Annotated in this window: 16 protein-coding genes; 2 read left to right on the forward strand and 14 right to left on the reverse strand. The window is 74.0% G+C overall.

What is annotated here, in order from left to right:
* Positions 1-41: 41 nt before the first annotated feature.
* The 10 genes from prmC to SH587_RS09575 all read right to left on the reverse strand — a co-directional run bounded on the left by prmC (position 42) and on the right by SH587_RS09575 (position 9,630).
* The gene (prmC, locus tag SH587_RS09530) at positions 42-1,556 is read right to left on the reverse strand and encodes a peptide chain release factor N(5)-glutamine methyltransferase (protein ID WP_320670363.1); all 1,515 of its coding nucleotides are present in this window, start codon (positions 1,554-1,556) and stop codon (positions 42-44) included.
* The gene (prfA, locus tag SH587_RS09535) at positions 1,553-2,608 is read right to left on the reverse strand and encodes a peptide chain release factor 1 (protein WP_320670364.1); all 1,056 of its coding nucleotides are present in this window, start codon (positions 2,606-2,608) and stop codon (positions 1,553-1,555) included. The genes prmC and prfA overlap by 4 nt, the downstream gene beginning before the upstream one ends.
* Positions 2,609-2,671: 63 nt before the next feature.
* A complete protein-coding gene (locus SH587_RS09540) occupies positions 2,672-3,133 on the reverse strand; it encodes a carboxymuconolactone decarboxylase family protein (RefSeq protein ID WP_320670365.1) in 462 nt (153 codons plus the stop codon).
* Positions 3,134-3,206: 73 nt separating this feature from the next.
* Complete coding sequence (locus SH587_RS09545) at positions 3,207-4,247, reverse strand: DUF1385 domain-containing protein (protein WP_320670366.1); 1,041 nt, start codon at positions 4,245-4,247, stop codon at positions 3,207-3,209.
* Between the two features lie 30 nt (positions 4,248-4,277).
* On the reverse strand, positions 4,278-4,535 hold the full coding sequence (locus tag SH587_RS09550) for a type B 50S ribosomal protein L31 (protein ID WP_320670367.1): 258 nt from the start codon (positions 4,533-4,535) through the stop codon (positions 4,278-4,280).
* A 64-nt stretch (positions 4,536-4,599) separates the two neighbouring features.
* A complete protein-coding gene (locus SH587_RS09555) occupies positions 4,600-5,415 on the reverse strand; it encodes a hypothetical protein (RefSeq protein WP_320670368.1) in 816 nt (271 codons plus the stop codon).
* A 157-nt stretch (positions 5,416-5,572) separates the two neighbouring features.
* Complete coding sequence (locus SH587_RS09560) at positions 5,573-7,300, reverse strand: electron transfer flavoprotein-ubiquinone oxidoreductase (protein WP_320670369.1); 1,728 nt, start codon at positions 7,298-7,300, stop codon at positions 5,573-5,575.
* A gap of 5 nt (positions 7,301-7,305) precedes the next feature.
* Positions 7,306-8,277 (reverse strand): electron transfer flavoprotein subunit alpha/FixB family protein, encoded by a 972-nt coding sequence (locus SH587_RS09565; RefSeq protein ID WP_320670370.1) that lies wholly within the window; start codon positions 8,275-8,277, stop codon positions 7,306-7,308.
* Between the two features lie 2 nt (positions 8,278-8,279).
* On the reverse strand, positions 8,280-9,053 hold the full coding sequence (locus tag SH587_RS09570) for an electron transfer flavoprotein subunit beta/FixA family protein (RefSeq protein WP_320670371.1): 774 nt from the start codon (positions 9,051-9,053) through the stop codon (positions 8,280-8,282).
* A gap of 157 nt (positions 9,054-9,210) precedes the next feature.
* Positions 9,211-9,630 carry a cobalamin B12-binding domain-containing protein gene (locus SH587_RS09575; RefSeq protein WP_320670372.1) on the reverse strand — a complete coding sequence of 140 codons (420 nt, stop codon included), beginning with the start codon at positions 9,628-9,630 and terminating at the stop codon, positions 9,211-9,213.
* A gap of 104 nt (positions 9,631-9,734) precedes the next feature.
* Here SH587_RS09575 and SH587_RS09580 point away from each other — a divergent pair, with 104 nt between their 5' ends.
* Entirely contained in the window at positions 9,735-11,435 is a 1,701-nt protein-coding gene (locus SH587_RS09580) for a glycoside hydrolase 5 family protein (RefSeq protein ID WP_320670373.1), read from the forward strand.
* A 23-nt stretch (positions 11,436-11,458) separates the two neighbouring features.
* On the opposite strand, the gene SH587_RS09585 is transcribed toward SH587_RS09580, so the two are convergent.
* Positions 11,459-13,069, reverse strand: coding sequence for a GMC family oxidoreductase (locus tag SH587_RS09585; protein ID WP_320670374.1), 1,611 nt, complete (start codon positions 13,067-13,069; stop codon positions 11,459-11,461).
* A 92-nt stretch (positions 13,070-13,161) separates the two neighbouring features.
* On the opposite strand from SH587_RS09585, the gene SH587_RS09590 reads away from it, so the two are divergent.
* Positions 13,162-14,355, forward strand: a complete 1,194-nt coding sequence (locus SH587_RS09590; RefSeq protein WP_320670375.1) for a PucR family transcriptional regulator — start codon at positions 13,162-13,164, stop codon at positions 14,353-14,355.
* Here SH587_RS09590 and SH587_RS09595 read toward each other — a convergent pair.
* The 3 genes from SH587_RS09595 to SH587_RS09605 all read right to left on the reverse strand — a co-directional run bounded on the left by SH587_RS09595 (position 14,352) and on the right by SH587_RS09605 (position 17,364).
* On the reverse strand, positions 14,352-14,963 hold the full coding sequence (locus SH587_RS09595; RefSeq protein WP_320670376.1) for a biotin transporter BioY: 612 nt from the start codon (positions 14,961-14,963) through the stop codon (positions 14,352-14,354). The two genes, SH587_RS09590 and SH587_RS09595, sit on opposite strands and share 4 nt — an antisense overlap.
* A gap of 209 nt (positions 14,964-15,172) precedes the next feature.
* Positions 15,173-15,625 carry a cobalamin B12-binding domain-containing protein gene (locus tag SH587_RS09600; RefSeq protein ID WP_320670377.1) on the reverse strand — a complete coding sequence of 151 codons (453 nt, stop codon included), beginning with the start codon at positions 15,623-15,625 and terminating at the stop codon, positions 15,173-15,175.
* Between the two features lie 29 nt (positions 15,626-15,654).
* Positions 15,655-17,364, reverse strand: a complete 1,710-nt coding sequence (locus SH587_RS09605; RefSeq protein WP_320670378.1) for an acyl-CoA mutase large subunit family protein — start codon at positions 17,362-17,364, stop codon at positions 15,655-15,657.
* Between the last annotated feature and the right edge of the window lie 21 nt (positions 17,365-17,385).

Consider the following 17,385-nt stretch of genomic DNA (forward strand, 5'->3'; position numbering starts at 1 on the left):
ATCGTACGGGCCGGCCGCCCTCGTCGTCGTCGCGTGGCGGCTCAGCCCCGACGTTCGGGGCCGATCCGCCCCGCGAGCCGGGCGGCGACCGTCGCGGTGGGGACGACGCCCTCGCGGACGATCCGCCAGCCGTCGCCGCGCAGGTCGACGATCGTCGACGCGGTGCCGGGCCGCGGACCGCGGTCGACCACCAGCCGGCAGCCGTCGAGGACGTCGTCGGGGACCGCGTCGAGGGTCGCCGGGTCGGGTCCGCCGGCGTGGTTGGCGCTGGTCTGGGCGATCGGTGGCGCGTCGACCGGCTCGGCCAGGTCCGGCACCCGGATCCCCAGGCTCTCCGGATCCTCGCCCGTGACCGCGGCGAACCGCCGGCGCGGGTTCGGCACCAGCAGCCCGAGCGGTCCCGGCAGCAGCGCGGCGATCGCCTCGGCCAGCGCGCCGGGCAGCGGGCCCAGCGCCTCGAGCGCCGCCTCCACCGACCAGAACATGACCGCGTTCGGCTTGCCCGGATCGCGCCGCTTGAGCGCCGCCATCCGCCGCACGGCGTCGCCGTCGTCGGGGTCGACGGCCAGCCCGTAGACCGTCTCGGCCGGGAAGCAGGCGACGCCGCCGGCGCCGGTGACCGCGGTCAGCCGCTCGATCGCCGCCCGCCCGAGCGGCAGCCGGCCCGGGTCGGCGGGCGGCGTGCCCTCTCCCGCCGCGGCGCGCGCGACCACCACGCGGCCGATCCCGGCCAGGTCGTCGCGGATCTCGGTCTCGGCGAACCCGGCCGCCCGCGCCAGCGCCGCGACCGCCGGCGCCTGCCCCGCGCCCAGCTCGACCGCCGCCAGCGCCGCGCCGGCGTCGGCCGCGGCCGGCAGCAGCCGGCGGATCACGTCGAGCCCGTCGGGGCCGCCGAAGAGCGCCAGCGCGGGGTCGTGCTCGCGGACCTCGGGCGCCAGGCCGGGGCGGTCGCCGTCGGGCACGTAGGGCGGGTTGGAGAGGACCGCCAGCGGCCGCGCCCCGGGCCCGATCGCCGCCACCGCATCGGCCAGCAGGTCGCCCTCGTGGAAGCGCACCTCCAGGCCCAGCCGGTCGCGGTTCGCGCGCGCCACGGCCAGCGCCTCGGGCGAGCGGTCGGTGGCGTGGATCAGCAGGTCGGGCCGCTCGTCGGCCAGCGCCAGCGCGATCGCGCCGCTGCCGGTGCCGACGTCGACCACCGCCGTGCCCGCCGGCAGCTCCAGCCCGACCTCGACCAGCAGCTCGGTCTCCGGACGCGGCACCAGCACCCGCCGGTCGACGTCCAGCTCCAGGTAGCGGAAGCCGCGGGTCCCGAGCAGGTGGGCGACCGGCTCGCGGTCCTCCGCCCGCCGCCGCTCCAGCTCCGCCAGCGCCGCCGCCTGGTCGCCGTCCAGCGGCCGCTCGGGCGAGAGGAAGAGCCGCGCGCGGTCGCCGCCGATCACGTGCGCGACCAGTAGCTCGGCGTCGAGCCGCGGCGTGTCGATCCCCGCCGCGGCGAAGCGCGCGGCCAGCCGCCGGACCGCCGCCGCGACCGTCTCCGGCGGCTCGGCGGCGCTCACGGCTGGCTGTCGGCCGCCTGCAGCTCGAGCAGCCGCCGCTTCTCGTCGGCCTGCAGCGCGGCGGTGAACTCGTCCAGCTCGCCCTCGAGGATCGCCTCCAGCGAGTAGAGGGTGAGCTTGACCCGGTGGTCGGTGACCCGCCGCTCGCCGTAGTTGTAGGTGCGGATCTTCTCCGCCCGGTCGCCGCTGCCGACCTGGGCGCTGCGGGCCGCGGCCTGCTCGGCCCGCTGCTCGGCGACCGCGTGCTCGTAGAGGCGGGCGCGGAGCACGCGCAGCGCCTTCTCGCGGTTCTGGAGCTGTGACTTCTCGTCCTGCATCGAGACCACGACGCCGGACGGCTTGTGGGTGATCCGGACCGCCGAGTCGGTGGTGTTGACCGACTGCCCGCCGGGCCCGGACGAGCGGTAGACGTCGATCTGGAGGTCGTTCTGGTCGATCTGGATGTCGACGTCCTCGGCCTCCGGCAGCACCGCGACGGTGCAGGTCGAGGTGTGGATCCGACCCTGCGACTCGGTCGCGGGCACCCGCTGGACGCGGTGGGTGCCGCCCTCCCACTTGAAGACCGAGTAGGCGCCGTCGCCGCTGACCGCGAAGGTGTACTTGCCGTCGGCGACCTGCATCGGCTCGCTCTTGAAGCCACGCCGCTCGGCGTACTTGCTGAGCATCCGGTAGACGTCGCCGGCCCACAGCCCGGCCTCCTCGCCCCCGGCCCCGCCCTGGATCTCGACGATCACGTCGCGGTCGTCGTAGGGATCCGGATCGACCATCGCCAGCCGGATCTCCTCCTCGACCTCGGCGATCCGCTCGCGGGCGCTCTCCAGCAGCGCCCGGACCTCGGCGTCCTCGGCCTCCTCCAGCAGCTCGCGGGCGCCGGCGGCGTCGTCGGTCGCCCGCCGCCAGTCCTTGGCCAGCTTGTCGGCGTCCTGCATCCGCCGGTACTCGCGCCCGACCTCAGCGTAGCGCTGGCGATCGCCGATCACCTCGGGATCGACGATCTGCCGCTCCAGCTCGGCGAACCGGGCCTCGATCTGGTCCACGAGCGCTTCGATCACAGCGACCGATGGTATTCGCGGGCCGGCTCGCGTGCGGGCCGCGGTGGCCGGCGGGCCCGTCGATCAGGCGCCGGCCAGCCGCGGGGGCGCCATCCGGGTCGGCACGCCGATCCGGTTCCAGGCGTTGATCACGAGCACGGCGAAGAGCAGCTGGGCCAGCTCCTCGTCGTCGAAGTGCTCGCGGGCGGCGGCGTAGACGTCGTCGGGCAGGCCGGCGTCGGGCAGCCGGGTGACCGCGTCGGTGACGGCCAGCGCCGCCCGTTCGCGCGGGGTGAAGAAGGGCGAGTCGTGCCAGGCGGCCAGCGCCGCCAGCCGGCGCGGGTCCTCGCCGTGGGCGATCGCCTCGCTGCCGTCGGTGTCGACGCAGTAGGCGCAGCCGTTGATCTGCGAGGCGCGGACGTTCACCAGCCCCCGCAGCTGCGGGTCGAGAGTGACGCTGCGGCCGAGCGCGGCCATCGCGCGGTAGCTCTCGGGGGCCAGCGACTTGAGCGAGATCCGGGGGGTGGGAACGGTGGTGATGGACACCCCGCGAGCCTAGGCCCAGCCGCCCGCCGGTTCCAGAACCGGAAGCCCGTCCACGGGCCGGACCAATCGGCGGCTACGCCGCGACCTCGATGCCGACGAGGTCGCGCCCGCGGGCGGCGCGCGGGTCCTCGCGGTCGAGCACGGCCTGGAGCGCGGCGATCGCGACCGACAGCTGGTCGTGGTCGGGCTCCTTGGTGGTCAGCCGCTGCAGCTGCAGGCCCGGCCACATCAACTTCGCCACCACCCGGTTGGCGCGGTGGCGACCGGCGAACTTGATCGCCTCGAAGGAGAGGCCGATGATCAGCGGGATCCCGAGGATCCGGGTCGCGAACAGCCAGTACCACTCGGGCAGCCCGACCGGGGCGAAGACGAAGATCGCCACGATCATCACGATCAGCATGAAGCTGGTCCCGCAGCGCGGGTGCAGGCGGCTGAACTGCTCGGCGTTCCGGGGCGTCAGCGGCAGCCCCGCCTCGTAGCAGGCGATCGTCTTGTGCTCGGCGCCGTGGTACTCGAAGACCCGGCGCAGGTCGGCCAATCGCGTGACCAGCACCAGGTAGCCGATGAAGATCGCGGTCCGGACGACGCCCTCGACCATCCAGAACAGCCAGCCCGAGCCGAGCTGGTCCTTGATCAGGCTGGTGAGGCCGACCGGGGCCAGGAAGAAGAGGCCGACGGCCAGCCCGAGCCCGCCGAGGACGGCGATGATCCAGCTGCCGGCGCCGATCTCCGGCTCGTCCTCGCCGCTCTGGGCGTTGGCGGCGATCCGCAGCGCGCGGAAGCCGATCCGCAGCGACTCGACCAGCGCCACCACCCCGCGCAGGACCGGGGTCCGCAGCAGCTTCCGTCGGGCCAGGACCGAGCGGAAGGGGAAGGTCTGGATCTCGATCTCGCCCTCGGCGGCGACGCCGGCGGGCATCGCGCCGTCGACCAGCTGCTCCGGGAGCGGCTTGCGGACCGCGACCGCCCAGGTCTTGACGCCGCGCATCATCACGCCCTCGATGACGGCCTGGCCGCCGACGGGGGCGTCCTGCTGCGCGGCGTAGGAGGTGTCGGTGGGCGCCGCGGCCTGCTGGTCGTACGGCGCCCGAGCCGGTGGGCGGGTGGCGGCCACGAGCGTTGCCCGCCGAGGCCCCGGGACCCGCTAGGACTGCGTCTCGGCGCGCTTGGCCGCGCGACGGCGGAAGCGCTCGACGCGGCCAGCGGTGTCGACGATCTTCTGCTTGCCCGTGTAGAACGGGTGCGAGGCGGAAGAGATCTCGACGTCGACCACCGGGTACGTGGTGCCGTCCAGCTCGATCGTGTTCTCGCTCTTCAGCGTCGAGCGGGTCAGGTAGGTGACGCCCGCGGAGACGTCACGGAAGACCACGGGCGCGTACTCGGGATGGATCTCGGCCTTCATCGTCGAAGCAGGGTAGCAGTCGACCGCGGAGCGCCTCGGTCACGTGTCCAGGCGCGAACGCGGCTCACGACGCCGGCGCGCAGGGGACGGTGCGGACGTTGTTCGTCTCGTCGCGCTCGTCGATCTCGCCGGCCGGGTCGACGACGACGGTCAGCCGGCGGTCGGCGGCGCAGCGACGGCCGGCGACCAGCAGCACCTCGCTGGCGGCGCTCGGCACGTAGCTGGTCGAGGTCAGGACGACCCCGGCCTGCCGCAGCTCGACGGTCACCGGACGGTCGCCGAGGGCCGCGAGGCGACTGGCGGTGACCGGCACCCGGTAGACGACCTGGTTGGCCGAGGTCCCCGGGGTCCAGGCGATCGGGCCGCCGGCGAGCCCGACGTCGGGCCGCAGGTCGGCGATCGCGCAGCTGCGGCTGAGGACGGTCGTCCCGCGTCCGCCGGTGCCGCGGTTCCAGCGGCCGCGGACCTGCATCCGGTAGCGGTAGCCCGGCCGCAGGTCGGCGATCGAGATCTTGCGGACCATCTGCGTGCTGCCGGCCCGGGCGTACTGGTAGCGGCCGAAGCCGGCGGGCGATCGCGCGCCCCTCAGCGTCGTCCACTTGCCGCCGGGCATCGCCCGCTCCTGCAACAGCGCCGCGAAGCCGAACGACCGCGACGCCGGCGACAGGTCGCGGAGCCGGACCTCGAAGCTCGCCGTCCGCTGCAGCGGGTCGCTGCCCGAGTTCGTGCAGAGCGGCCGCTCGATCCGGAGCGCGTTCGCCGGCACGCCCGAGCCGCGCGCGGCGTCGGCGGCCGCCGGCAGGGCGAGCGCGCCGCCGGCGATCGCCGCGACGGCGGCGGAGCGGCGTAGGCGAGGGAGCGGGAACGAACGAGCGACCATGGCGAACGGCGGGAGGGGGCGGCGGGAGGACGGTCCTCGGATCATGCCCGACGACCGGATTCCCCTGTTCCAACCGCCGAGGGGCGCGCAAGTTGCGCGCCCCTCGGACGGATCGGACGGTCGTCCGCTGGCGGTGCCGGCGCGGGCCGGCGCCGGTTCAGACCACCTGGTAGGCGGGGCCGTCGCCGCCCTCGGGCGGGGTCAGGCGACCGCCGCGGGCGGTGATCGCCCCGCACTGCACGCAGTTGGTGTAGTTGACCGTGACGTCGACGAAGCCCTCGGACGGCTGGTCGTCCTCGATCTCGTAGACCCCGGCCGGGCACATCCACTTCCACGTCTCCGCGACCTGCCGCGGGACCCGCTTCTCGATCCGGATGTGGTTCGGCGCGTCGTCGCGGGTCGCGTTGCCGGTGATGAACACCGAGCTCAGCTTGTCGAAGTAGTACTTCCCGTCCGGCTGCGGGTAGATGTCCTTGATCGGCTTGTCCGGGACGGCGACCGCGACCTCCTTGTCGAGGTGCAGCGTCGGCTTGCCCGGCGGCAGCTTGCCCTTGGTCACGAAGTCGAGACCGGAGAGCGCCGCGCCGACCTTGAGGCCGTGCGCGTCGAGCAGACCGCGGTTGGACTGGACCTCGCGCAGCGTCTTGCCGACGACCGAGTCCTCGATCGCCCGCTCGTAGCCGGAGAAGTCGTTCGAGCCGGCCTTCAGCTGCTGGTAGATCTGCTCGCCGGCGATCTTGCCGGCGGCGATCGCCAGGTGGACGCCCTTCAGCCGCGCCATGTCGACCATGCCGGCACCCTCGCCGACGATCACCGCGCCGGGGACCGACAGCTTCGGCTGCGACAGCAGGCCGCCGGCCTGGATCGCCTTCGCGCCCCAGGCGACGCGCTCGCCGCCCTCCAGCACGTCCTTGACGTACGGGTGCGACTTGAAGGTCTGCAGCAGGTCGTGGACGGAGACGGTCGCGTCGGGCGTGTGCAGCGGCACGACGTAGCCGATCGAGACCTGGTCCTCCCCCATCGGGTAGATCCAGCCGCCGCCGGCCATCGCGTCCTTCTTCTTCGGGCTGGCGGGCCAGCCGAAGGTGTGGACGACCTTGCCGAACGGCTTCTTGACCTTCCAGACCTCCTTGGCGCCGATCTCCCAGGTCGGGGGCTGCTTGCCCTCGGCCAGGTTGAAGCGCTTGACGGCGGCGCCGGTCAGGTGGCCCCAGTTGCCCTCGGCGAGGACCGTCGCCTTGGCGTGGACCTCCATCCCGGGCTCGAAGGTCCCCAGCTCCTCGCCGTCCTTGCCGCGGCCCTTGTCGCCGGTGACGATGCCGACGACCTGCTCGCCGTCGACCAGCAGCTTCTGGGCGGCGGTCTCGGTCAGGACGTAGGCCCCGGCCTCCTCCGCCTGCTCGGCCATCCAGCGGCAGAGCTGGGAGATCGAGATCACCCAGTTGCCCTTGTTGGCGAAGTTCGGGGGCGTCGGCTTCAGCGTCAGCGACTTCTTGTCGTTGCGCAGCCAGACGCCGGCGTCGTCCTCGACCTCGGTGTAGACGGCCGGGTTCGCCTTGGGGTCGAAGTCGGGGAACAGCTCCTCGAGCGGCCCCGGCTTCATCACCGAGCCGGACAGGTTGTGCGCGCCGCAGACCTTGCCCTTCTCGACGATCGCGACGGGGACCTCCCCGAGCTGCTCGAGCAGCTCGGGGTCCTCGGCCAGCAGCTGCAGCAGCCGGTTGGCCGCGGCGAGGCCACCGGGGCCGCCACCGACGATGGCGACGCCGACCTCGATCCGCTCGTCCTCGCCCGCCTCCGGGGCGGCGACGAACTCCGCCACCGCGTCGACCGGGGGCGGGAACTGTGCGGGCGCGATCGCGCCGTTCTTCGCAGTGGCGGCCATGGTCCTCAGCCCTTCTTGGCCTTGATCGCCTCGGTCAGGGCCGGGGTGATCGCGTGGAGGTCACCGACGACGCCGAGATCCGCGAACTCGAAGATCGGCGCGTTGGAGTCCTTGTTGATGGCGACGATGTTCTCGGCGCTCTGCATGCCGACCTTGTGCTGGATCGCGCCGGAGACGCCCAGGCCCAGGTACAGCTTCGGCGCGACGGTCTTGCCCGTCTGGCCGATCTGCCCGGCGTAGGGGTACCAGCCGGCGTCGACCGCGGCCCGGGTGGCGGCGACGGCGCTGTTGCCGCCGAAGGCCTTGGCCAGGTCGTCGGCGAGCGAGAAGTTCTCGGGCTTGCCGAGACCGCGACCGCCGGTGATCAGGACGTTGGCGTCCTCGATGTTGACGTCGGCGCCGCGCTGCTCGCCGCGGGTCACGACCGTGACCTTGCCGGAGGCGTCCGAGAGGTCGACCGCGACGTCCTCGACGCCGACGGGCGAGCCCGACTGGACGGCCTCGAAGGCGTTCAGGCGGCCGACGACCACGCCGAAGCCGTCGAACGTGATCTCCGAGATCTGGCTGTCGCCGAGGATCGGGCGCTCGGCGACCAGCTGGCCGCCGTCGACGCGCACGTCGGTGATCTCGACCGCGATGCCGCCGCCGCGACGGGCGGCGAGGCCGGCGCCGGCCTCGAAGCCGAGCAGGCCGCCGCCGAAGATCGCGTAGGCGTAGTCGCCGCCGGCGGCGACCTTGTCGAGCGCGTCGACGACCGGCTGGGCGACGCCCGCCGGGGCGTTGACGCGGAAGGCCTTGGCGGCGCCGTAGGAGCCGACCGAGCCAGCGACGTCGTCGCTGATGTCCTCGCCGACGAGCACGACGTGCGCCTCGCCCCCGAGCTCACCGGCCAGCTTCGACGCCGCGGAGATGGCGCCGAGCGAGTTCTTGTTGATCGCGCCCTCGTGGTGGAGCGCGTAGACCAGGATGTTGCTCATGTTCAGATCAGCTTCCGCTCGTCGAGCCAGGCGACGATCTGCTCGACCGTCTTGGCCGTGTCGTCGTCCTCGATGATGGTGCCGGCGGCCTTGGCGGGCGGCTCCTTGGCCGACTGCCACTTGGCCTTCGACCCGTCGGCACCGACCTTCGAGGCGTCGATGCCGGCGTCGCCCAGCGACAGCTTCTCCAGCGGCTTCTTCTTCGCGCCCATGATCGCCTTCAGCGACGGGTAGCGCGGCTCGTTGATCGCGTCGCCGACCGAGATCACGGCCGGCAGCTGGACCTTGACCGTGTCGTAGCCGTACTCGGCCTGGCGCTCGCAGGTGAGCTCCGTGCCCGCGACGTCGAGCTTGATGACCTGGGTCAGGCCCGGCCACCCGAGGTTCTCGGCGACGACCGCGCCGACCGCGTAGGACTGCCCGTCGTCCGACTGCTGGCCCAGCAGGACCAGGTCCGGGTTCTCGCGCTTGACCAGCTCGGCCAGGGCGAAACCGGTGGCGACCACGTCCGAGCCGGCCAGGCCGTCGTCGGCCAGGTGGATCGAGCGATCGGCACCCAGCGAGACGGCCTTGTGCAGCGCCTTCTCGGCGCCGGCCGGACCGACGGTGATCGCGACGACCTCCTCGACCGGCAGCGCGCCGCTCTCCTTGAGCTGCAGCGCGGCCTCGATCGCGTGCGTGTCGAACGGGTTCAGGGTCTTCTCGCCGCTGCGGTCCAGACGACCGGTCGACGGGTCGACCTTCTTCTGGACGGCGGCGTCCGGGACCTCTTTCACCAAGACGACGATCTTTGTCACTTGAGAGCCTCCTTCGGGGGCAACGGGCGTTCGGCAGTGTAGCGCGGTTGACTGACGAGTCAGTCGGCGGTCGCCGGAACTTGCGACCGCGGGTAGGTTCTGATGGTCGGGCGCCGTGAGCGCCCGCCGGGACGGGTCAGTCGCGTTCGCGGGCCGCGACGCCCTCCTGGATGAAATCGATGATCCGCGAGGTCGGCGTTCCGGGCGTGAAGACCTCGGCCACCCCCCGCTCCTTCAACGGCGCGATGTCGTCGACCGGGATCGTCCCGCCGACCGTCACCAGCACGTCGTCGATCCCCTCCGCCTCCAGCAGCTCCACGATCCGCGGAACCAACGTCATGTGCGCGCCCGAGAGGATCGACACCCCCACGGCGTCGGCGTCCTCCTGGATCACCGTCGCCACGATCTGCTCCGGCGTCTGGTGGAGACCGGTGTAGATGACCTCCATCCCGGCGTCGCGCAGCGCCCGGGCGATGATCTTCGCCCCGCGGTCATGACCGTCCAAGCCGGGCTTCGCCACGACCACGCGGATCTTGTTCTGCGGAGTGCTCGGCACGCTGAGGTCTCCCGGAGCGCCCTCGAGGGAAGGGCGGACCGCGCGATCCTATCCCGCGCGCGCGTGGTGACGCGACGCGGTCACGGGTCGGCGATGCTGGGAAGGTGCCGCGTCCGACCCCGAGCCCTGGCCAGGCAGCCAGTCGGTGCCCCGCGCGCCGGGTCCCGCCGGCCGCGCTGGCGCTGCTCGCGGCGGTCGCCGGCGGCGCCCCGACGGCGGCCCGCGCCGACCCCGCGCTGCCGCTGCCGCTGGTCCTGCAGGACGACGCCGAGCTGCTGAACCGCCCGCCCGCGCGGGTCCGCGAGGACCTGCGCCGGGCCCGCGACCTGGGCGTCGGACTGGTGCGGCTGACCGCCAGCTGGTCGCGGATCGCCCCCGACCCGCAGGCCGTCCGCCGGCCGGGGCCGCCGTTCCGGCCCGCCGACCCGGCGACCTACGCGCCCGGCGCCTGGGACCACCTGGACCTGGCCGTGCGCGAGGCCGCCCGCGCCGGGCTGCCGGTCCTGATCGACGTCGCCTTCTGGGCCCCGCGGTGGGCGGTGGCCCGGGCCAGCAGCAACCCCGGCCGTCCCCGCGACGCGCCCGACCCCGAGGCCTTCGCCGCCTTCGCCCGCGCCGTCGCCGTCCGCTACGACGGCCGCTTCCGGCCGGCCGGCGCCGACGCCCCGCTGCCGCGCGTGACGCGGTTCGCGACCTGGAACGAGCCGAACCACCCGGCCTTCCTCGCGCCCCAGTGGCGGCCCGGCCCCGACGGCGCGCCGCAGCCGGCCTCGCCCGCGGTCTACCGGCGGATGCACGAGGCGGCCGCGCGGGCGATCCGCGACGCCTCGCCCGGGGCCGCGATCCTGCTCGGCAACCTGGCGGCGATCGGCGGCCCGGCCGGGGTCGACGGGGTGCCGCCGCTGCGGTTCCTGCGCGAGCTGGCCTGCGTCGACGACGCGCTGCGGCCCCGCGGCGACGGCGACTGCGCCGACTTCCGGCCGCCGGTCGCCGACGGCCTGGCCTACCACCCCTACACCCGCTACGCCGATCCCGGGACGCCGGCCAGCGGCCGCGACCGGGCCGCGCTGGCCGACCTCGACGCGCTCCACGGGCTGCTGCGGCGGCTGGTCGCCGAGGGCCGCCTGCGGCTCGGGCCGGGCGCCCCGATCTGGCTGACCGAGTACGGCTACGAGACCCGCGAGGACGACCCCTACCAGCCGTTCACCCGCGCCGACCAGGCGCGGTTCGCCGGCTGGAGCACCTATCTGGCGTGGCGCACGCCCGGCGTCGTCAGCAGCGCCCAGTTCCTGCTCCGCGACATCGACCCGGCCGAGAGCGGGCTGCCGGTCGGCGACCGCCGCCGCTACCGCGACTGGCAGAGCGGGGTCTACGACCACCGCGGTCGGCCGAAGCCGGGCGCCGCCGCCACCGCACTGCCGTTCTGGCCGCGGATCGTCGGCCGCGGACCCGACCGGCGGCTGTGGCTGTTCCTCCAGGTGCGGCCCGGTGCCGGCGCCCGGACCTTCGCGATCGAGCGCTGGGACGGCGACGACCAGCGCTGGCGGCCGGTGCTGCTGTGGCCGTGCGGACCGGCGCGGCCCGGCTGCGGCGGCCCCGCCACCGGCGAGCCGCTGGTCGGCGGCGGCCGCGGCCCGTTGCCGGTCCGCTGGGGCAGCGACGAGCGGACCGATCCGCTCGGGGTCGCCGTGCGGACCGGGCCGGCGCTCGGCCGCGGGCCCTACCGGGCGCTCTGGCGGCGGCCCGACGGCGGCTGGACGGCCGGGCCGCCGGTGCCGGCGCTCGCGGCCGACGCCGGCGGCTGACCGGGACCGGGACCGGCTCAGGCTCAGGCGAGGGCGGCGGCCGGCGGGGCGGCGACCGGCGCCTCGCCGCGGACGAACGCCGCGCAGCGCTCGCCGATCATGATCGTCGGCGCGTGGGTGTTGCCGCGGGTGATCGTCGGCATCGCCGAGGCGTCGCCGATCCGCAGGTTGGGGATCCCGTGGACCCGCAGCTGGGGATCGCAGACGCCGTCCTCCGGGCCGCCGATCCGGGCCGTGCAGGCCGGGTGGTAGGTATGCTCGACCGTGCTCCGGATCCACTGCCCGAGCGCGTGGTCGTCGTCGACCCAGACCCCGGGGTTGATCTCCGGCCCGCGCAGCTCGCGCAGCGCCGGCATCGCGGCGATCTCGCGCACCCGGTGGACGCCGCGCACGATCGCCTGGACCTCCTCCTCGCGGCTGAGCATGTTCAGCCGCACCTGGGCCTTCCGGCGCGGGTCGGGCGAGGCGATCATCACCGAGCCGCGGCTGGTCGGGGCGACGTAGGAGAGGCCCATGCTGAACGCCGGCCGCGGGTGCTCGCGCTTGCCGTGCTCCCAGAAGAAGAGCGGCGCAACGACGATCTCCATGTCCGGCGCCGGCAGCGACGGGTCGGTGCGGAAGAAGGCCAGCGCCTCGCCGATGTTGCTCGTGAGCTTGCCGCTGCGGCGGGCGAGCCACTGCGCCAGATGCTTCGGGTGGGCGGCGTCGGAGAGGCCGACGTGGCCGCCGGCCAGCTCCCAGTTGACGAACTGGAAGGGGTGCTCCATCAGGTTGCGGCCGACCGCCGGCAGGTCGAGCAGCGGCGTCACCCCGACCGCGCGCAGGTGGTCGGCGGGCCCGATCCCGGACCGCTGGAGGATCTCCGGCGTGCCGAAGGCGCCGGCGCTGAGCACCACCTCGTCGCGGGCGTGGACGCTCTTCACCTCCCGGCCGGTCGACAGCTCGACGGCGACCGCCCGCCCGTCGCGGACCACGACCCGGTGGACGAGCGCGCCCTTGACCACCGTCAGGTTCGGCCGCCGCGCGGTTCCGCCGAGGAACGCCGTCGCCGTGTCCTGGCGGACGCCGCCGCGGACGTTGACCTGGGTCAGGGCGACGCCCTCCTGGTGGGCGCCGTTGAGGTCGTCGAGCCGCTCGAAGCCGGCCTCGACGCAGGCGTCGACGATCCGGCGCGTGACCGGGTCGGGGTCGTTGGTCCGCACGTGCATCGGGCCGCCGTGGCCGTGGTAGCGGTCGTGCAGGTCGGCGTTGTCCTCGCTGCGGACGAAGAACGGCAGGCACTCCTCGGCGCTCCAGCCGCTCGCGCCCTCGGCCGCCCACGAGTCGTAGTCGTAGCGGTTGCCGCGCACGTACATCATCGCGTTCATCGACGAGCAGCCGCCCATCAGCTTGCCCCGCGGCTCGTGCAGCCGGCGGCCGAAGAGGTTCTCCTCCGGCTCGGTCCAGTACTCCCAGTCGAGCTTGCTGCCGAACTGGTTGGGGAAGGCGGCCGGGGCCTTGACCGTCAGCCGCTTGTTGTGCGGCCCGGCCTCGATCAGCAGCACCGAGCGGCCTGGGTCCTCGCTGAGCCGCGCGGCGATCACGCATCCCGCGGCGCCGGCCCCGCACACGATCACGTCGTAGGTGTCCTCCATGGGCCGAGTCTCGGCCGGGGCGGCGGCGCTTGCATTCACGATCGCCACAGGTTTTGATCGCGGATGCTGTGGCTGACCACACGATCTCCCCCATGGCGCGGGCCGCGATCCGGGCCGCCGCCCGCGAGACCATGCGCGACGCCGAGCAGGTGGCGGCCGCCGCCGACCGCGTGATCTGCGAGCGGCTGGGGCTGGAGGGCGAGGCGCTGCGGGCCAGCCTCGCCGCGTCGACGCTGGCCCACGTGACGCTGATCGCGGGGATGCTCGGGGCCGGCGCCGACCCGGCCTCGGCGGTGCCGCCGCCGGAGACCGTCCGCTGGGCCACCGACCTGGTCGCCGAGGGCCGCTCGCCGACCGACCTGCTGCGGGCTTACCGCCTGGGCCACGCCGAGGTCTGGGCCGGCTGGCTGCGGATCCTGCGCCGCAACTGCCCGCAGCCGGGGGTGCTCGACGAGGCGACGACCGCGACCTCGGCCTTCCTCTTCGCCTACGTCGACGCGGTCCTGCAGCCGCTCGTCGACCACCAGGCCGAGGAACGGGCGCGGCTGAGCGCACGGATCGAGACGATGCGGGCGGAGACGATCCGCGACCTGCTGACCGCCGCCGCGCCCGACGTCCCCGCCGCCAGCGCCCGGCTGCGCTACGACGTCGACCGCCGCCACGTCGCGGTGGCGCTGTGGGCGCTGCCGACCGAGACGGCGGCGGCGCGGGTGACCCGGCTGGAGGCCGCGGCCGCGCGGCTGCCCGCCCCGCGGCTGGTGGCGCCAGGCCCGGGCGACGTCCTCTACGCCTGGGTGGTGAGCGAGGCAGCGCCCGAGATCGTGGCCCGTCCCGGGATCGTCGCCGCGACCGGGCGGCCGGCGCGTGGGCTGGCCGGCTTCCGCAGCAGCCACGCCGAGGCCCGCCGGGCGCTCGAGGTGGCGCGGGCGGCGGGCAGCGACCGGCCACGGGTGATCGCCTACGAGGACGTCGAGGTGGTGGTGCTGCTGCAGCACGACGGCGCCGGCGCGCGGGCCTTCGCCGAGCGCGTGCTCGCCCCGCTCAGCGACGAGATCGTGGCCACGCTCGGCGCGCTGCACGACGCCGGGATGAGCGTCGCCGCGGTCGCCCAGCGGCTGGCCGTCCACCCGAACACGGTCGGCTACCGGGTGCGGCGGGCGCTGGCCCTGACCGGCGAGCCGGACCCGGGGTCGCTGCGGCTGCGGGCCGCGGTCGCGATCGCCCGCTTCGGTCCCGGCGGGGCGGCCGGCCGCCCCGCGGGCGACCGGCCGGAGGACGGGGACTAGCGGTCGCCCTCGCCGTCGACCTTGCGGACCAGCCGCCAGGCGGAGGGCAGCACCAGGCCGGCCACGGCCGCCTTCATCAGGCCGCCGACGATGAACAGCGTGAAGCCGTTGTGGATCGACCAGCCGAGGTCCTGGCCGGTGGCCAGCATCAGGCCGGGGACGCCGAAGCCGAAGACGATCAGCTGCCCGAGGGCGAAGATCGCGAAGGCGGTCGGGATCCGGCGGTCGGCGCCACGCTCGGCGAGCGCGCCGATCACGCCGGCGGCGACGATGAAGCCGATCAGGTAGCCGCCGGTCGGGCCCCAGACGACGTGCCAGCCGGAGCTGCCGTCGGCGTAGACCGGCAGCAGCAGGCCCAGCAGCAGGTAGAGCGCCAGGGCGGCGGCGCCGCGGCGGGCACCGAGCGTGGCGCCGACCAGCACGACGGCCAGCGTCTGGCCGGTGACGGGGACCGGCGAGGGCGGCACCTGGATCGCGATCTGGGCGCAGAGCGCGGTGAAGAGCGCGCCGGCGACCACCAGCACCGCGCTGCGGGCGCGGACGCCGGGCAGCAGGTCGGCGAGGACGGGGCGTGGCGCCGCGACGGCGGCGCTGGAGAGCGTGGCCAAGATGGCTCCTTCGACGTGGGGCGACCCATGGTGTCGCAGGTCGCGGGATTCGTGCGGTGCGGATCGAACGATCCGGACGGCCGGGGGTGTAGAGGGTCCTCAGTCCGATCGCGGTCTCGCCCCGCCCCCCGGCGCGAGTCCGCACTTCGACGTCGCCGGGACGTCGAAACGCGGAGTCGGCGCCCGGGGTGGCGCGAGAACGCGGATCGTCAGTCGCGCTCGCGGGCGGCGACCCCGCGGCGGATGAAGTCGATGATCGCCTGGGTCGGGGTGCCGGGGGTGAAGACCTCCGCGACGCCCTGCTCCTTCAACGGCGCGATGTCGTCGACCGGGATCGTCCCGCCGACGGTCACCAGCACGTCGTCGATCCCCTCGGCCTCCAGCAGCTCCACGATCCGCGGAACGAGCGTCATGTGCGCGCCGGACAGGATCGACACCCCGACCGCGTCGGCGTCCTCCTGGATCACCGTCGCCACGATCTGCTCCGGCGTCTGGTGCAGACCGGTGTAGATCACCTCCATCCCGGCGTCACGCAACGCCCGGGCGATGATCTTCGCCCCACGATCGTGACCATCCAAGCCGGGCTTCGCCACGACCACGCGGATCTTGCCGACGGGGCCGGCCGGGGCGTCGCTGACGGGGGTCGCGGTGGTGGCGCTCATCTCGCGGGCTCCTTGCGGGGTGTCGGGGATCAGAAGACGGGGGTCTCGGTGTAGCTGCCGAAGACGTCCTGGAGCGCGTGGATGATCTCGCCCTCCGTGACGTGCGCGCGGGCGGCGTCGAGCAGCGGCGGCATCAGGTTCGCGTCCGGCTTGGCGGCGGTCTCCTTCAGCGTCGCCAGGCTGCGCTCGACGGCCGCCGAGTCGCGGGCGGCCTTGACCGCGGCCAGCCGGTCGACCTGCTTGCGCTCGAGCGCCGGGTCGACCTTGAGGATCGGGTGCTCGCCGTCGTCGCCCTCGGTGAAGGCGTTGACGCCGACCACGATCCGCCGCTCGTCCTCGATCGCCGTCTGCAGCTCGAAGGCGGCCTCGGCGATCTCGCGCTGCGGGTAGCTCTGCTTGACGGCCTCGACCATCCCGCCGAGCTCGTCGATCTTGCGGAAGTACTCGTAGGCCTGGCGCTCCAGCTCGTCGGTCAGCGACTCGACGAACCAGCTGCCGCCGAGCGGGTCGATCGTGTTCGCGACGCCGGTCTCGTGGGCGATGATCTGCTGCGTCCGCAGCGCGATCCGGACCGCTTCCTCGGTCGGCAGCGCCAGCGCCTCGTCGTGCGAGTTGGTGTGCAGCGACTGGGTCCCCCCGAGCACGCCGGCCAGCGCCTCGATCGCCGTGCGGGCGATGTTGTTGTACGGCTGCTGGGCCGTCAGCGAGACGCCGGCGGTCTGGGTGTGGGTCCGCATCAGCCACGACTTCGGGTTCTTCGCGCCGAAGGTCTCCTTCAGCTCGCGGGCCCAGATCCGGCGGGCCGCGCGGTACTTGGCGATCTCCTCGAAGAAGTCGATCTGGGCGTTGAAGAAGAAGCTCAGCCGCGGAGCGAAGTCGTCGACGTCGAGCCCGCGCTCGATCGCCTGCTCGACGTAGGTCAGGCCGTCCTTGAGCGTGAAGGCCAGCTCCTGGGCGGCGGTCGCCCCGGCCTCGCGGATGTGGTACCCGGAGATCGAGACCGAGTTCCAGCGCGGCATGTTGCGGGCCGAGAACTCGATCATGTCGCCCAGCACGCGCATCGCCGGGTCGACCGGGAAGCACCACTCCTTCTGGGCGATGTACTCCTTGAGGATGTCGGCCTGGATCGTGCCGTTGAGCCGATCGAGCGGGACGCCCGGGTTCTCCTGCGTGCCGCCGTCCTGGCGCTCGGCCGCGACCGCGTAGAAGGCCAGCATGATCGCCGCGGGGGCGTTGATCGTCATCGAGACCGAGACCGCGCCGAGGTCGATCCCCCGGAACAGCGTCTGCATGTCGTCGACGGTGTCGATCGCCACGCCCTCGCGGCCGACCTCGCCGAGCGAGAGCGCGTGGTCGGAGTCGTGGCCCATCAGCGACGGCATGTCGAAGGCCGTCGAGAGGCCGGTCTGGCCGTGGTCGAGCAGGTAGCGGAAGCGCTCGTTCGTCTCCTCGGCGGTGCCGAAGCCGGCGAACTGGCGCATCGTCCAGAGGCGGCCGCGGTACATCGACGGGTAGACGCCGCGGGTGAAGGGGTACTGCCCCGGCAGCCCGATCGACGGGTCGGGCGTGCCGTCGGCTTGCTCGGTCGGCCGGTCGGCGGCGGTGTAGAGCGGCTCGATCGGGATCCCGCCGAGCGTCGTGAAGTCCGCGTCGCGCTCGGGCGACAGGCCGTAGGCGGCCTGCCACTGCTCGTGGGTGGTGGGCAGGGCGGTGGCGGCGGTCTCGGGAGGCGTGGGCATCGTCAGTCCGTCTTGTCCGTG

Source organism: Patulibacter defluvii, assembly GCF_034096925.1.
Lineage (GTDB): Bacteria > Actinomycetota > Thermoleophilia > Solirubrobacterales > Solirubrobacteraceae > Patulibacter > Patulibacter defluvii.

What these genes read in the sequence shown, in the direction of transcription:
- SH587_RS09550 (WP_320670367.1), bottom strand. Translation starts at nt 4,535, where the DNA reads ATGAAGGCCGAGATCCATCCCGAGTACGCGCCCGTGGTCTTCCGTGAC.
- SH587_RS09555 (WP_320670368.1), bottom strand. Translation starts at nt 5,415, where the DNA reads ATGGTCGCTCGTTCGTTCCCGCTCCCTCGCCTACGCCGCTCCGCCGCC.
- SH587_RS09560 (WP_320670369.1), bottom strand. Translation starts at nt 7,300, where the DNA reads ATGGCCGCCACTGCGAAGAACGGCGCGATCGCGCCCGCACAGTTCCCG.
- SH587_RS09565 (WP_320670370.1), bottom strand. Translation starts at nt 8,277, where the DNA reads ATGAGCAACATCCTGGTCTACGCGCTCCACCACGAGGGCGCGATCAAC.
- SH587_RS09585 (WP_320670374.1), bottom strand. Translation starts at nt 13,069, where the DNA reads ATGGAGGACACCTACGACGTGATCGTGTGCGGGGCCGGCGCCGCGGGA.
- SH587_RS09590 (WP_320670375.1), top strand. Translation starts at nt 13,162, where the DNA reads ATGGCGCGGGCCGCGATCCGGGCCGCCGCCCGCGAGACCATGCGCGAC.
- SH587_RS09600 (WP_320670377.1), bottom strand. Translation starts at nt 15,625, where the DNA reads ATGAGCGCCACCACCGCGACCCCCGTCAGCGACGCCCCGGCCGGCCCC.
- SH587_RS09605 (WP_320670378.1), bottom strand. Translation starts at nt 17,364, where the DNA reads ATGCCCACGCCTCCCGAGACCGCCGCCACCGCCCTGCCCACCACCCAC.